Genomic DNA, 14,808 nt, shown 5'->3' on the forward strand with positions numbered 1-14,808 from the left:
ACGTACTACGTACGTACGCGCGCGTACGGTGACCGGGGATGCCGCCGTAGGCATACGGCGTACGGCCTCAGGTGTCAGGTCGGCGTGACGTCTCCGCGCACATCCGCCGATACGCGCAGCGACACGTCCGCCGAGACGTCCACCGGTACGCCCATCACCTCGCGCGCGTGCCGGCTCGGGACCATGCCCAGGTCCCACGCCTGCCAGCCGTCCTCCAGCCGGACCCCGCGCCCCAGGATCACCGCGAACGTCGCCGCCGACTCCGCGAGCTTGCTCTCGCGCGCCGGGTGCCCGGCGGCGGACAGCTCCGCCAGCTCCTGCTCGGCGACCACCGAGCCGACCTCGACCCCGCCCGCCGACGCGTACGGCAGCAGCGTGCAGCGCAGGAAGCGCGCCCAGTCGGCGCCGCGCCGGTCACCGTACGAGGTGAAGAGCGCGAGCGCGTCGTCGCACAGTTGCAGCGCCTGGGCGGGCCGGTTGTTGCCCGCGTCGACGATCGCCAGCTCCAGGCAGGTCCACGCCTCGCCGTGCGCCACCCCGATCCGGTGGAAGTCGGCGCGCGAGTCCACCAGCAGCTGACGGGCGAAGCCGGAGTTGCGCAGGTTGCCGGTCTGGGCGGCGCGCTGGTCGCGGGTGACCCGCCCGGAGTGATGACGCGCGCACGCCAGACCGTACACATCGCGCATCCGCGAGAACTTCGTCCGCGCCTGCCCCAGCTCGCGCACCGCCTCGTCGCGGTCGCCGTCCTCCTCCAGCGCCTGCCCCAGGTAGTACAGCGTCCACGCCTCGCCGCGCGCGTCCTCGCTCTCGCGGTGCCGGGCAAGTGCCTCGCGCAGCTGATCGACGGCCTGCCCGGCCTCGCCGTCCACCAGCCGCGCGCGGGCCAGCTGGGTCAGCGCCCACGCCTCGCCGCGGGCGTCGTGCGTCCGGTCGTACCGCTCCAGCGCCGCCCGCAGCTCGCTCTCGGCGCGCGCCACATCGCCCGTCCGCAGGAACAGCTGCCCGAGCTGGTAGTGCGCCCACGCCTCACCGTGCACCGACTCGCTCTCCCGGTGCAGCGCCAGCGCCGACGTCAGCAGCGCGAACGCCTCCGCGAGGCCGCCGCGGTCGCGCTCGACCGCCGCCAGCGCGTGCATCGTCCAGCCGCGGTCCCCGGCGAGCGAGGGCTCGGCCTGGAGCGCCAGCGCCTCCCGCAGCTTCGCCGACGCCTCGGTGAGATTGCCCTGGTGGTGCAGGGTGATGCCCAGCGAGCAGAGCGCGCGGGCCGCGCCCGCGTCGTGCTGCGCCTCCTGGTAGAGGCCCACCACCGAGGTGAGCGTAGAGCGCGCCTTGTCCAGCTCGCCGAGCTGCCGGGCCGCGATACCCGTACGCCACTGGACCGAGCGCAGCAGCAGACCCTGGTCCACGGCCTGCGTCAGCTCGCTGATCTCGCCCAGCCGGTAGAGGTCGCCGCGCAGCAGGCAGTAGTCGCAGAGCGCGCCGAGCAGCCCGAGGACGGCCTGCTGGTCGACGCCCTCGGCGTGCCGCAGCGTCGCCGTGATGAAGCTCGACTCGTCGTCCAGCCAGCGCAGCGCCGCGTCCAGCGAGGAGAATCCGTGTGAGTTCGCCGCGGTCCTGAAGAGATCCGCGCGGGTGGACGTCTTGCCGTCGACCAGCCGGATCACCGAGTCGGCCAGCTCGCCGTAGTTGCGGATCAGCCGCTCCTGCGCCGCCGTCCGCTCCTCGGCGGGCTCCTCCTCGCGCAGCCGGGCGTGCACGAAGGCCCGTACGACATCGTGCAGCCGGTAGCGGCTGCCGCGTACGTGATCGATCAGCCCGGCCCGGGAGAGCGCCGCCAGCAGCCGCGCCGCCTCCTCCTCGTCGGTCGCCAGCAGCGCCGCCGCCGCGGCGGTGCCCAGCGAGGCGCGCCCGGCCAGCGCGAGCCGCCGCAGCAGCCTGCGGGCCTGGTCGTTCTGGTCGGTGTAGCGCAGCCACAGGGCCCGCTCGACGGGGCCCACCGGGCCGTACGCGGCGAGATCCGTGGCCAGTTCGAGCGCGGTGCGCTCGCCGAGCGAGGAGCCCGCGATCCGCAGCGCGAGCGGCAGCCCGCCGCACAGGTCGCGCACGCTGTCGGCGGACTGGAAGTCGTACGGGCCCGCCGCGGCCTCGGCGGACTCGCCGGACGCGATCCGCAGCAGCTCCTCGGCGCCCGCGCCGTCCAGCGCGGCCACCTCCAGCTGGTGCACCCACGCGGGCACATCGGCCGGCAGATCGAGGCGGGTGCGCGCCGTCACCAGCACCAGGCTGTCGGAGCGCTCGGGCACCAGCGCCCGTACCTGCGCGGGATCGGAGGCGTCGTCGAGCACGACGGTGACGGGCAGCCCCTTCAGATGCTGGTGGTACAGCTCGCTCAGCCGCCGCACCTGCTGCTCCGGCGAGGAGCCCTCACGGAACAGCAGCTGCTCGCGGGGCGCGCCCAGCCGGTTCAGCAGATGCAGCAGCGCGTCCCGCGTCGACAGCGGCGCCTCCAGGCTGCCGCCGCCGCGCAGATCCACCACACACGCGCCGCGGAACTGGTCCCTGAGCCGGTGCGCCGCCCGTACGGCCAGCTCGGTGCGGCCCGATCCGGGGTCCCCGTACAGCACGACGACGGTCGGCTTCGTCTCGGTCGAGGCGCGGGCGGCCTGCACCCACTGGGTGAGCTGCGCCAGTTCGGCGCGGCGCCCGGCGAACGGCCCGTCCGGCTCCGGCAGATGGGCGAAGGACTGCTCCAGCACCGTACGGCGGCGGGCGGCGGCGCTGCGGTCGCCACCGCGCAACTGCGGTACGACGGCGGGCTTCTTGACGGCCGTACGCTTCGTCGCCGACGCCAGCACCCGCTGCTGGTCGAGGAACGGGCGGATGCCCCGTACCTCCAGCGCCGTCAGCCACTGGAGCCTCAACTGCTCGGTGCCGCCCGGCTGTCCGGCGGCGCCGGCGCGGCGGTGGGCGGCCGGCCAGTGCGACACGGTCACCTTCGCGACGGTCGTCGCGGCCCCCGCCACGGCGACGACGGCCCCGGCCCCGAGCGCGATCCCGGTCGCCGTGCCCAGCGCCACATCGGCCCCGACGGCGGCCATGGCGGCCACGGACGTCACGAGCGCCGGTGTCCCGATGGCCTGCTTGCTGAACCGCTGTGCCAGCGAGGGATGTCCGGCCGCGTCGGCGTCGAGCGCGCGCACATACGCGGCGTACTCCTCGGCGGCCCCGGCGGCCAGGGCGTCGAGCGACCCGCGCCCCCGCGCCAGCAACGCGCCGCCCTCGCTCCGCCCGCCGGAACGCCGGACTTCCTCCTCCACGGCACGCACCAACAGCCTCTCGGCCTCGGCGCGGTGGCTTTCCCGCATGTGCGTTCCCTCCGCGAGCATGAGTGAGAGCACATTGTCCCGGCTGGGCGGCGCGAGCGCGAGTACGGATCGCGGCGGGGTGGGGCGGGGTACGGCGCTGCCTCCTCGAAGCCGCGCGACGAGGCGCCCCCGGGCGTTTCCGGCGGTGGGTTACTCTTCCCGGACTTTGCCAAAAACTGGGCAAGTGCCAGGTCCGGGCCTGGTTGAGTTCCTTGGGGGGAACATGTTCGAGCTGTCCGTCATCCTTCTCATAGCAGCCGTCGCGCTGTACGTCGTAGGCCGGTTCAACTCCCAGGCCAAGTGGCGGATCGGGAGTGTGTTCGCACTGCTGGGGGCGGTACTGGCGGCCGTGGTGAGCTGTGTGCACGTGGTGAGCGCGTACCAGGTGGGGGTGCCGGTGGCCTTCGGGAAGGTGGGGAAGCCCTGGGGCTCGGGCATCCATCTGAAGTCGCCGTTCACCACGGTGACGACGTTCTCGACCCGCCCGGTCGACCTGAACCTCTCCGGCAAGGAGGTCGTCGAGGTGCGTTCCTCGCAGGGCGGGGTGATGTACGCGGAGCTGACCGTCAAGTGGGCGGTGAGGCCGGACAAGGCCGTGGAGCTGTACCGGCTCGCGGGGACGGAGCAGGCGATCCAGGAGCGGCTGGTGTTCCCCGACAGCCGGGAGATCGTCCGTAACGTCTTCGCCCAGCACACCAGCGAGGAGGGCTACACCTCCGCCCGCGAGAAGATCAACGCCGAGATCGGCGACCTGATCAAGCAGCGCCTCGCACCGCGCGGCATCGCCGTGACGGCCGTGAACCTGCGCAACGTCAAGCCCTCCGAGCAGCTCCAGGACCAGATCGACAAGAAGATCCAGCAGCAGCAGGCCACCGAACGCGCCACCGAAGCCGCCCGCACGGCAACGGCCGAGGCCGAGCGCCGCCGGATCGAGGCCGAGGGAATCGCGAAGGCGAACAAGATCCTGGAGCAGTCCCTCAGCGACAAGGTCCTCATGAACCAGTGCATCGACGCGTTCCGCGAGGCCGCGAAGGAGAACCCGGTCTACACGGTCCCGTGCGGCTCGGGCAGCGGCACACCGGTAATCGTCGGCGGCAAGAACTGACCCGGGCCCGAACGCCCAACCGACCACGCGGCGCCTGACCGCCGCCTGAGCGGCGCCTGACCGAGCGGCGCCGCGCGGACACCGGCGAGCCGGGCCGCCCGGCCGGCTGGGGCAGGATGGGAGGTATGGCGAACCGACTGGCCCATGAGACCTCTCCCTACCTGCTCCAGCACGCCGACAACCCCGTCGACTGGTGGCCCTGGTCGCCCGAGGCGTTCGCGGAGGCGCGGCGGCGGGATGTGCCCGTGCTGCTGAGTGTGGGGTATTCGAGCTGTCACTGGTGCCAGTGAACTCGCGAACCCAGTAGTCCGCAGCTCTCCCGCTATCTCAGGCACAGGGGCCCTGCGCCCGCACTCAGGACGTGGTGGCCACCTGGAGGTGGACGCGCTGCGACCGGGGGACCGCCAGCTGATCGCTGAGCTTCCGTCGTCTGAGAGCATTGCTGTAGTTAGGTTGTGGCGCCGCTGGAGCGGAGTCCACTGAGGCCAGCGCGGCCTCGCCAGACATCCAGACATGGTGTTACCGAGCGGGGGCCTAAATGCCGTTGGAACGGTTCTCGCTGGAGAACTACCGCTGCTTTAGAGAGCGGCAGGAGGTGGAGCTTGGAAAGATCACCGTGGTGCTGGGTCGGAACAATGCTGGTAAGAGTGCGGTTGTCCGAGCCCTCCCGCTTCTCTCGGCCGGGGTCCGAGGGGATTCTCCGCACCCTCTCGACTCGGATCAGATCCAGGAATTCCCTCCAACGTTCACCGATCTGATCCATGGCTCTTCGCCTCACGGGCGAATCCGCATGGGGGCATCGTTCGGTATCGAGGGTGGCAGGGTCGTCGATGCCACCGCTGAGGTCCAGAATATCGCCAACCAGGGAATCCAGTTGGTTTCCTCGTTGGAGATCTCCTGTGACTCAGAGGTTACGAATCTCACTTGGATTCCCAGTCGCGATGCCTACTCTTCGGAGAAGCGCGCGTATCTTGTCGACGGACACGAGGCAAGCGTCGGGTTCCGTGGGCTGCTGCCCGATCCTGCAGACTGGCCAGACTCCGTCGGCGGTATGCACGGAGTCACCAGGAGGATTCGAGAGGAGCTTGACGAGATCCGGTACCTGGGGCCTTTCAGGAAGAGTCCGGAGCGCTCCTTCCGATCCTCCTGCAGAGCATCGGATAGCGTCGGCTTTTGGGGTGAGAGGGCGTTGGGCATGCTCGCCACGGATGAGATGCACGGGCGTGGCCGGCTCGCCCGCGAGGTCAATGTCCTGCTGGCAGGAATCCTGCCCGGGTGGCGCCTCGAAGTCGCCGATGTCGGCTCGGGAATTTACGTTCCCAAGCTGCGTTCCCGGCATGATGCTGAACTCGTCGTCCACCTCGATGATGTAGGCACCGGTGTGGCCCAGTTCCTCCCGATCGTGATCCAACGGGCTGCGGACCGGGTGGATCCGCCCGTGAAGTCCGTGATCGAAATCGTGGAGGAGCCCGAGCTTCACCTCCATCCGTCCGCGCATGCCGCGATCGCCGATCTCTATGTTGACGCCGTTCGGGGGTCACGGGTGCGATTCCTAGTGGAAACGCACAGTGAGAACTTCCTCCTCAGGCTGCGTCGGCGGGTTGCGGAGCGGAAGCTAAGCCCGGAGGAAGTGAAAGTCTACTTTGTTGAACAAGCCGATGGATCCGCTTCCTTGCGAAAGATCAAACTAGACACTCTCGGCAACCTCGACTACTGGCCTAGGGGAATCTTCGCAGAGGACTTCGAAGAGGTCCGCGCCCTCGCAGACGCGCAGGCTAATCGGATCGCTGATGCGCGTTGAGATTCCGGTTGACCTGCTGAGGGGCCGCGAGGGTGACGAGAACGCGGAGCTCGTACTGAAGCTGATCACGTTCTTCAGGGAGGCACGGCATGAGTGGGTGATATCCCCGCGCGACGTGGGCATCCTTCAAGTGTTCCTACAGCGTCACGTCCCGACCTTGGCGCAGACCTACCTGCTGCTCGCACAGAAGGCGAGCATGGCGCAGGCTTGGGCACCGCATGGTGAAAGCAACGGTGTGGTCAGGGTGGCTGGCGAGACGCTGGCGAGCGACATTCGCGATTTGGAGCAGCCGGCCGTGTTGGTTGTGGAGAACGCGTTTTATGACTGGCAGATGATCGAAGCAATCGCGCGCCTGCTGGACTGCAAGGACGTCGTTGACGCCAAGGAAAGCAGCCGCCTCGGTGTGTACAACGGTGGCGGCAAGGACGGTGCGGCCTGGCACGCTGTCGACCAAGCCGCGAAGTTCTCTAGGACCAAGCGTGTGGTTCTTGTCATCGACAGCGATAGTTTCTACCCAGCAGACCGGACCGGGAATCACGAGAAGGCTGATGCTGCAACCTGCGGAGGCGTGAGTTCGCATGTCCTCAGCTTCCGGGAGATGGAAAACTATATTCCCAACCGGGTCTTGGCTCGACAATCGAAAAGAACTACCGGAATGTCTTCGATGGCCAAGCGCCTGGAATCCCTAAAGGCGCTTTTGCCGGAACAGCGTGCTCACTTCGACATGAAGCATGGGTTCAAGGGTAAGCCGCATCGGAGTCCTGATCAAAAGAGACGGCACACCAGGCAGGCGGGGACGACGTTTTTCGTCCCATCGCGCCACGGCGATTTGTACGACGGAGTAGCAGAGCAGGATCTTATCGTCCTTCAGGAGGGATTTGGAACGGACCTGCCGAGCTTATTCTTGCAAGAGGTGATGCGCGGCGGGATATCGGAGCGAGATCTGGATGGCCTGGGACTTGACGCGAAGCAGGAATTGCGATCGATGTTTGAAATGATTCGGAGTGTGATCTGAGCATGGGAGGTGTCGAGGCGTTCAAGGATATCTCCGTGGTTCCGGAGGCCTACTTTCTGGAGCAATTGCTGGAGCGGATTGCGCGGGGAGAGTTGCGTGTGCCAAAATTCCAGCGCCCGTTCTTGTGGCGTCCCGAACAGATGCTGCAACTATTTGATAGTCTGGAGCGCGGTTACCCGATAGGGAGCTTCCTCGTCTGGGAGACGGCTCTGCCGCTTGAAAGCCTTGATAGTATCGGCGGAATCAGCATTCCTTCGCCACCGGAGGGAGTGAAAGTCGCCTACGTGTTGGACGGGCACCAGCGGCTCTCGACGCTCTTTGGGTCCCTCTACCGATCGGTCGACGCCCCACGGTCCACCCGGCAGGAGGACTGGATGTGGTGGGTCTACCGGTCGCTTGCCCGATCGGATCACGAAGGGGTGCGCTACCTGCATTGGAAGAGTGGCGAGCCGGCTCCCACTGACTACCTACCTATGAGAGCCGTGCTGAGGACTCTGGACTTCCTCGAATGCGTGCGGAAGATGTCCGATGCTACTGGCTCTCGGGAGGAGGCCGACCGCCTTATCGCGGAGAGTGAGCGCATCGCCAGGCGCGTGAAGAACTACAGGGTCCCCGTGGTGCGCATGGAGGGTGGCGATCTACACCAGTCCATCGAGGTCTTCTCCAGACTCAACAGCGGTGGCCAGGAGATGAGGCCCGATCACATGGTCTCCGCCCTGACCTACAAAGTCACGGGACCGGAGACTCTCAGCGACAAGATGGAGGAAATCAAGGGGCGGGTCGCTGCCTCGGGCTTCGGCGAAATCCCAATCATGACGATCTTCCAGACCATCCTCGCGCTCTCTGGCGAGGAGGACGTGCAGTGGGGGTCTTCCTGGGAAACGATGGCCGGCAGGGTCCCAGGCCATCTTATGACCGCCGTGAAGGACACTGAGCGGAGCTTGCAAGAGGTGGTCGCGTTTCTGCAAGGCGAGGTCGGGGTTCCGATAGGCCGCCTAGTCCCCTACAACATCCAGATCATGTTGCTCGCTGTCTTCTTCCACTTCTCCGACGAGGTGGAAGCGGAGCAACGAGCCAGACTCCGGAACTGGTTCTGGACCACGTCGCTGGCAGGTACCTTCGCCGGAGTTGCGGCCGCTCAGGTTCGGAGATTGATCCAGCAGATGAGGGACTTCGCGCAGGGAGAGAGCGGGCTCAGCTGTCCGAGTGAGCGGGCCCGTGCCTTCCCCGACCGCTTCGACCTGCGCAGTGCGCGGGTACGTGCCTACCTCCTCTGGGATCTGCAGGAGTTCCCGGAACGGAAGAACTTCGATGGCAGCACCGTAAACGTGCTGGAGCAGCTAGCGACAGCACACGGAGAGACCTATCGACACATCATCACCCAGAGTGGAGTTCCGGGGGCATCCAGCCCAGCCAACCGGATCGTCATGACAACGCCGCCAGGCATGTCAATCCGGCAGGCGCTCATTCGGCTTGCGGAAGAGGGGAGGGCCAATGTCCTGGATTCACACGGGGTCAGCCTAACGTCCATTGAGCACCTCAAGGCCCACAACCACACCGCATTCATCTTCGCGCGTCAACACGATCTGGCCGCGCGGGAGAGACAGTTCATCGAGAGCCTGGGCATTGAGTCGGCAGATAGGGAGGTAGGAGAGGCCGACATCGACACCGAATGACGAGCAGCGAGTCTAGGTTTCGCCGTCGAGAGCGCCGGCTTATAAGAGGCTGACGCGTATGAACCGGCTGGCTGGTGTGACCTCGTCTTGCTTGCTTGGCCAAGGAGAAGTGGGACACCATCGTTGTCATCTTTGAGCCAGGCGGTTCCTCCTGAGGGCTCCGACAGACGGCCGGAATGCGGCTTCAGCGCGTGTAGAGTTTGTCCGCACCTTGCTGCTGCGCATGGGATTTGCTGTTCACCCTTTCGCCAATTTCCTGTGCCTGTCCCCAGTCGCAACTGGGGTATCCAGGCCGTCGGCGTTGTGTCATCAAAAGCGACTGCGGTCTATGGCCTCCTGGATTGCGTGATGAATAGCCCTGTGGATAGCGTCGTCTTGGAGGAGTCGACCGAAATGCCTGGCGGAGCTGGGGTGCGCTTGGAGTGCGTCTGCCGCTATTTGGGCTGCGTGTCCAGAGAGCTGCCGTAGCCACGGGGCGATCTGGTTCTGTGCCTTCCACTGGTCCCAGGCTCCGTCCCAGATCAGCATGCAGCGGACGGACTCGTCGAGAAGGTCCCATGCTTCGAGCGCTGCCGCCTCCGCCACGATCTGCTGAAGCCAGAGGGCGGTCAGGTTGGCTTCGCCGAATTGGACGCGTCTGCTCCCATCCCCGTTGACCAGATTGGCGAGTGAGCCAAGGACGGTTGCGGCACGAGCGGGGCTGCTTATGAAGTGCTGGACTGCGGGCGCAGGTGGGAGGGCGGTAAGGCTTTGGAGATGCAGGTCGTAATGTCGGGGGTGTTCGACGGCCAAACCGATCACGTCCCGGACGGCGTCTCCTTCTCCTTCCTTCGCGCCCACGAGCAGGGTACGGACACGGCTTTCCAACGAAACTGAAGGACCGGCAAGCTGACTGTTTATCAAAGCCAAGAGGCTCTGAACGGTCTGCGGACGATTCTGGGGCTCCTGCTCGGTAGTTTGTCGGACAACGGTGCGCCAGGCTCCCCATTCTGGACCTGGATACAGCGGGACGTTAGGTCGGGGTCGCTCGCCGGTCAATGCCCAGGCGACCAAGCGGCCGATGCTGTAGATGTCACTCGCCGGGGATGCGTTATGCGGTGAGGTTGAGAGTTCGGGCGCGGCGAAGCCCTCGGTGCCGATGGAGGAGCGGGTGCGGTCGGGCTTTGTGGTCTGGCCACGGGGGCGTCGCACGAGGCCCCAGTCGGCGAGCATCCAGCGACCGTCGAGTAGCAGCACGTTGTAGGGCGTGATGTCACGGTGAAGCCAGTCATGCTGGTGTGCCGTTGACAGCACGTCGATGAGGCTGTTGACCAGGCCAAGGATGCGCTGAGGGTTCCGCAACTCGTTCTGGCGTTCTGCAGCAGTGGCTTCGGCGATGGGCATGACGATCCAGTCCTCGTTGGCGTTGGCGTCGAGGATCGGCATGAAGTGGGCGTGGCCTTCGAGGACCTGCGATATCTCGATCTCGCGCTTCATCCGCGCAATCGGGTCATCCAATGACGAGGTGCGGCGCTTGTACACGACGCGAGTCCGTGTTGTCTTGTGGGTGGCCAGGAAGATGTCCGCCTGGCCACCGTGCTTCCAGCGGGCAGGGTCGAGTGCATAGTCCCTGCGTTCGCCGCGGCCGCGGCCACGGACGATCTCGTAGCCGGTGGTATCGGAACTCGATGAGAAGCTGTCAACGTTCGATTACCTGTCCCGTGCGGTGAGCGACGCTGGGGACGCGACGGGGATGCGGCGGCCGGCGTAGATGGGGAATCCGCTGATGCGGTCGACCGCAGCGATGGAGTAGCTGTCGCGCCCCAGGGCCTCGTTAAAGAACTCCAACAGGTGTTCCACCTCCTTCGTGTCCGGACGCACGACAGGGTGGACCATCTCGGCAAGGAAGCGCAGGAAGGTATCGTCGCTGCCGCGCAGCAGGTCGAACCGAATATCGGTGAAGATCCAGTCCTCCTGCCAGTCATCGTTATTGAACCGGTGCTGGTAAATGTCCCCCTCGGCCGTCTCGAACCGACTATCAGTGCTCGGTAGTTTGCCCAGGTCATAGATGCGCTCAAGGAATTCGGCGTCAGTCAGAGCGCCGTACCAGCTCAAGCCGCTCAGCTTCAGCATGTCGATGATTCGACGCCGCGTGACCTCTGTGATCCGGTTCTCAGCGACACCGGTCGCTCGAGTAGCGGCGGGGACGAGAGCTTGACGCCAATCAGCCGCTGGTTCGGGCAGCACTGGCCGGACCACGATCCGGTCGACAGCGCTACGACTGTTTTGCTTGCACACCTCGGTCAGCGTGGGCTGGACATGAGTCAGCACATCAGTTGTGAACGCTGGTCGATCGATCTCCTCGACGTAGAACACGGCTGCCCAGTAGTAGTCATGCCAGTTGCTCTCAGTCACGAAACCGTCGTCGGTCTGCTCGAAGTCCACGCGCTGCACAGCGCGCAGCAGATCGAGAGTGCCCAGATCGCCGCTGGCAGCGAACAGCGAAGCGGTTTGAGCCAAGATCCGTTCGCCCTCGCTGGCGTCGTCCAAGATCATTCCTAGCGCTCATCGTCGTCGAAGACGGAGACGATTCGATATTTTCGCCATTGTGCCAACCAAGTTTTCTCCAGGCCTCGACTTTCAGGAAACCTCAGAGGATGCCCCCGACCACCGCGCTGGCGGACAGTCGCAGCCAGCGTTCGGCGCCTTCGTCTCGGTGGCGGGACTCGACATGGTGATCACCAGCTATGTGAGTCCTGACTGACCGTGCCAGCCGGGCGGTTGCTGCTCCGTTGTCTCGCGCGGCCAGGATCGCCGCACGAGCTTCTACGCTCGACTCGGCGGGCATCGCTCTTGTCTCCCGGTGCCCTTCTGTCTCGCCGCTGACGGCGACGTCCGCGTACGCGGACGGCTGTAGGCCCAAGCCCGGGTCGGTCTTGTAGGTGCCGCCCCGATTGGTCCGAGAAGAAGCGATGCGGACGCTGACGGTCAAGCGTCGACAGCCGGGCGGCTTCTCGGGTCCTTACAGGACCCCAAGATCGACCGTGACAGGGAATGGTGCGGTGGCCTTCACCGTGCCGGTGAACATCTCGCCGTCCCGGTAGGCCTTGGTGGCGGGGTCGAGGACGTAGGTGTACACGATTGGGACACCGGTGGCGGCCTGTTCAATGCGCCAGTAGAAGGGGATGCCAGCCTTGGCGTACTGGTCCACCTTTACGATCCGGTCTGTGGTCTCCGAGCCGGGCGACACCACCTCGACGACCAGGAGCACGTGCTCGGGTCGGGTGGGCGTGAGGTCGATGGTTTCTGCCCGGTAGACGACGACGTCAGGGCGGCGATTGGTGAGGGGAACGTCCTGTAGACGGACGTCGAAGTCCGTGTCCGCGTTCCAGTCCGGGCCCGCGGCGGCGTCCAGGGCGTTGGCCAGGATGCGGGCCAGCCGGTTGTGGCGCTTGGAGGCGCTCGGGCTCACGACGACCATCCCGTCCACGATCTCGATGCCGGCGCACTGCTCCTCGGACCAGGAGTCGTACTGCTCCGCGCTGATCTGCGTGTGCATCCACGCGGGCGCCACCATCTCGGCGGTCATGGTGTACCTCCTTCGAGAGGCCTCGGCAGGTCCGGCGCTGCTGCGCCAAGCCTACTGTTCCGAGGTGCCGGGCTGCCCGACTCGGAAAGGAAGGAGCCGCCCACCACGTCATGGCGCATAAGTGCAATTCGGCTAAGTGAGGCGGGCTCGTCAGCGTTTCACCGGTCGCGGGAGGCGCTGTGAGAGGCTGGGCCGTATGAACCGGCTAGCTGATGTGACCTCGCCTTATCTGCTTCAGCACGCTGCCAATCCGGTCGACTGGTGGCCGTGGGGACCCGAGGCGTTCGAGGAAGCGAAGCGGCGTGATGTACCCGTTCTGCTGTCGGTCGGCTACTCCGCGTGTCACTGGTGCCATGTGATGGCACACGAGAGCTTCGAGGACGTCACCACCGCGAAGTACCTGAACGCGCACTTCGTCAGCGTCAAGGTGGACCGTGAGGAGCGGCCCGATGTGGATGCGGTGTATATGGAGGCCGTGCAGGCGGCTACTGGGCAGGGTGGGTGGCCTATGACGGTGTTTTTGACGCCGGATGCGGAGCCCTTCTACTTCGGTACGTACTTTCCGCCCGCGCCCCGTGCAGGTATGGCGTCGTTTCCGCAGGTGCTGGAGGGGGTCAGTGCCGCGTGGACCGATCGGCGGGAGGAGGTCGCCGAGGTGGGGGCTCGGATTGTGCGGGAGCTGGCCGGGCGGTCGCTGGCGCACGGTGGGGACGGGGTGCCGGGGGAGGAGGAGGTGTCGCAGGCGTTGCTGGGGCTGACGCGGGAGTACGACGCGCAGCACGGCGGGTTCGGCGGGGCGCCCAAGTTCCCGCCGTCGATGGTCGTCGAGTTCCTGCTGCGTCATCACGCCCGTACCGGTTCCGAGGGCGCGCTCCAGATGGCCGCGCACACCTGCGAGGCGATGGCGCGCGGTGGGATCTACGACCAGCTGGGCGGCGGCTTCGCGCGCTACGCGGTGGACCGCGAGTGGGTGGTGCCCCACTTCGAGAAGATGCTGTACGACAACGCCCTGCTGTGCCGGGTGTACGCGCACCTCTGGCGGGCCACCGGATCGGATCTCGCCCGCCGGGTCGCCGTCGAGACCGCCGACTTCCTCGTACGGGAACTCCGTACGCCCGAGGGCGGGTTCGCCTCCGCGCTCGACGCCGACAGCGACGACGGCACCGGCAGCGGGAAGCACGCGGAGGGCGCGTACTACGTCTGGACGCCGGAGCAGTTGCGCGCGGTGCTGGGGGAGGCGGACGCCGAGTTCGCCGAGCGGTACTACGGCGTGACGGCCGACGGTACGTTCGAGGCCGGCGCCTCCGTGCTGCAACTCCCCGTCGGTGAGAGGCTGGTGGACGCGGAGCGCGTCGAGTCCGTACGGACACGGCTGCTCGCCGCGCGCGAGGAGCGGGCGCGGCCCGGCCGGGACGACAAGGTCGTGGCCGCCTGGAACGGGCTCGCGATCGCCGCACTGGCCGAGACCGGCGCGTACTTCGACCGGCCCGACCTCATCGAGCGGGCCACCGAGGCCGCCGATCTGCTCGTACGGGTGCATCTGGACGACGCGGCCCGGCTGGCCCGTACGTCGAAGGACGGCCGGGTGGGCGCCAATGCCGGGGTGCTGGAGGACTACGGCGATGTCGCCGAGGGGTTCCTCGCGCTCGCGAGCGTCACCGGCGAGGGAGTGTGGCTGGAATTCGCCGGATTCTTGCTGGACATTGTGCTCGACAAGTTCGTGGCGGAGAGCGGTGGCACGCTGTTCGATACGGCCGACGACGCCGAACAGTTGATCAGGCGTCCGCAGGACCCGATGGACAACGCGACCCCCTCCGGCTGGACGGCCGCCGCCGGCGCGCTCCTCTCGTACGCCGCGCACACCGGCTCCGCCGCCCACCGCGACGCGGCCGAGGGTGCCCTCGGGGTGGTGAAGGCGCTCGGGCCGCGCGCGCCGCGCTTCATCGGCTGGGGGCTCGCGGTCGCCGAGGCGCGCCTCGACGGGCCGCGCGAGATCGCCGTCGTGGGACCGGCGGGGGACGGCACAAGAGCGGCGTTGCACCTTGCCGCGCTGCTCGGCACCCGTCCCGGCGCCGTCGTGGCTGTCGGGGAGCCGGACGGTACGGCGGGCGGCCCGTCAGGTGGTGCGGGGGGCGCACCTGAGTTCCCGCTGCTCGCGGACCGGCCGCTCGTCGCCGGCAAGGCCGCCGCGTACGTCTGCCGACGTTTCGTCTGCTCGGCACCCACCACCGAAGTAAGCGAACTAAGAGCCGAATTGGGTGTGTTCGAGTAGGGGCAG

9 protein-coding genes and 1 pseudogene are annotated in these 14,808 nt (G+C 66.9%); 6 read left to right on the forward strand and 4 right to left on the reverse strand.

The window, feature by feature from the left end; all coding sequences use genetic code 11:
- Window positions 1-74: 74 nt before the first annotated feature.
- On the reverse strand, window positions 75-3,365 hold the full coding sequence (locus tag DVK44_RS22580; RefSeq protein ID WP_114665364.1) for a tetratricopeptide repeat protein: 3,291 nt from the start codon (window positions 3,363-3,365) through the stop codon (window positions 75-77).
- A gap of 223 nt (window positions 3,366-3,588) precedes the next feature.
- On the opposite strand from DVK44_RS22580, the gene DVK44_RS22585 reads away from it, so the two are divergent.
- From DVK44_RS22585 to DVK44_RS22605, 5 genes and pseudogenes are all read left to right on the forward strand, one after another.
- The gene (locus tag DVK44_RS22585) at window positions 3,589-4,470 is read left to right on the forward strand and encodes an SPFH domain-containing protein (protein WP_114661303.1); all 882 of its coding nucleotides are present in this window, start codon (window positions 3,589-3,591) and stop codon (window positions 4,468-4,470) included.
- Between the two features lie 125 nt (window positions 4,471-4,595).
- A pseudogene (locus DVK44_RS22590) lies at window positions 4,596-4,754 on the forward strand (DUF255 domain-containing protein); the annotation flags it as partial.
- Window positions 4,755-5,008: 254 nt separating this feature from the next.
- Entirely contained in the window at window positions 5,009-6,271 is a 1,263-nt protein-coding gene (locus tag DVK44_RS22595; protein WP_114661304.1) for a DUF3696 domain-containing protein, read from the forward strand.
- Window positions 6,261-7,286: a hypothetical protein gene (locus DVK44_RS22600; RefSeq protein ID WP_114661305.1), complete on the forward strand. Its 1,026-nt coding sequence runs from the start codon at window positions 6,261-6,263 to the stop codon at window positions 7,284-7,286. Before DVK44_RS22595 ends, DVK44_RS22600 begins: the two co-directional genes overlap by 11 nt.
- A gap of 2 nt (window positions 7,287-7,288) precedes the next feature.
- On the forward strand, window positions 7,289-8,962 hold the full coding sequence (locus DVK44_RS22605) for a DUF262 domain-containing protein (RefSeq protein ID WP_114661306.1): 1,674 nt from the start codon (window positions 7,289-7,291) through the stop codon (window positions 8,960-8,962).
- Window positions 8,963-9,271: 309 nt separating this feature from the next.
- Here the strand turns inward: DVK44_RS22605 and DVK44_RS22610 are convergent, their stop codons facing one another.
- The 3 genes from DVK44_RS22610 to DVK44_RS22620 all read right to left on the reverse strand — a co-directional run bounded on the left by DVK44_RS22610 (window position 9,272) and on the right by DVK44_RS22620 (window position 12,530).
- Complete coding sequence (locus DVK44_RS22610) at window positions 9,272-10,603, reverse strand: protein kinase domain-containing protein (RefSeq protein ID WP_114661307.1); 1,332 nt, start codon at window positions 10,601-10,603, stop codon at window positions 9,272-9,274.
- 48 nt (window positions 10,604-10,651) lie between these two features.
- The gene (locus DVK44_RS22615) at window positions 10,652-11,491 is read right to left on the reverse strand and encodes an AbiJ-related protein (protein WP_162794014.1); all 840 of its coding nucleotides are present in this window, start codon (window positions 11,489-11,491) and stop codon (window positions 10,652-10,654) included.
- A gap of 472 nt (window positions 11,492-11,963) precedes the next feature.
- Window positions 11,964-12,530 carry a Uma2 family endonuclease gene (locus DVK44_RS22620; RefSeq protein ID WP_114661309.1) on the reverse strand — a complete coding sequence of 189 codons (567 nt, stop codon included), beginning with the start codon at window positions 12,528-12,530 and terminating at the stop codon, window positions 11,964-11,966.
- A gap of 196 nt (window positions 12,531-12,726) precedes the next feature.
- Between DVK44_RS22620 and DVK44_RS22625 the strand changes: the two genes are divergently transcribed.
- Entirely contained in the window at window positions 12,727-14,802 is a 2,076-nt protein-coding gene (locus DVK44_RS22625; protein ID WP_114661310.1) for a thioredoxin domain-containing protein, read from the forward strand.
- Window positions 14,803-14,808 lie beyond the last annotated feature (6 nt).

This window comes from Streptomyces paludis (assembly GCF_003344965.1).
Taxonomy (GTDB): domain Bacteria; phylum Actinomycetota; class Actinomycetes; order Streptomycetales; family Streptomycetaceae; genus Streptomyces; species Streptomyces paludis.

Bases quoted from the DNA above. Each gene is read 5' to 3' on its own strand.
- DVK44_RS22605 (WP_114661306.1), top strand. From the start codon at position 7,289: ATGGGAGGTGTCGAGGCGTTCAAGGATATCTCCGTGGTTCCGGAGGCC.
- DVK44_RS22625 (WP_114661310.1), top strand. From the start codon at position 12,727: ATGAACCGGCTAGCTGATGTGACCTCGCCTTATCTGCTTCAGCACGCT.
- DVK44_RS22595 (WP_114661304.1), top strand. From the start codon at position 5,009: ATGCCGTTGGAACGGTTCTCGCTGGAGAACTACCGCTGCTTTAGAGAG.
- DVK44_RS22580 (WP_114665364.1), bottom strand. From the start codon at position 3,365: ATGCGGGAAAGCCACCGCGCCGAGGCCGAGAGGCTGTTGGTGCGTGCC.
- DVK44_RS22600 (WP_114661305.1), top strand. From the start codon at position 6,261: ATGCGCGTTGAGATTCCGGTTGACCTGCTGAGGGGCCGCGAGGGTGAC.
- DVK44_RS22585 (WP_114661303.1), top strand. From the start codon at position 3,589: ATGTTCGAGCTGTCCGTCATCCTTCTCATAGCAGCCGTCGCGCTGTAC.
- DVK44_RS22620 (WP_114661309.1), bottom strand. From the start codon at position 12,530: ATGACCGCCGAGATGGTGGCGCCCGCGTGGATGCACACGCAGATCAGC.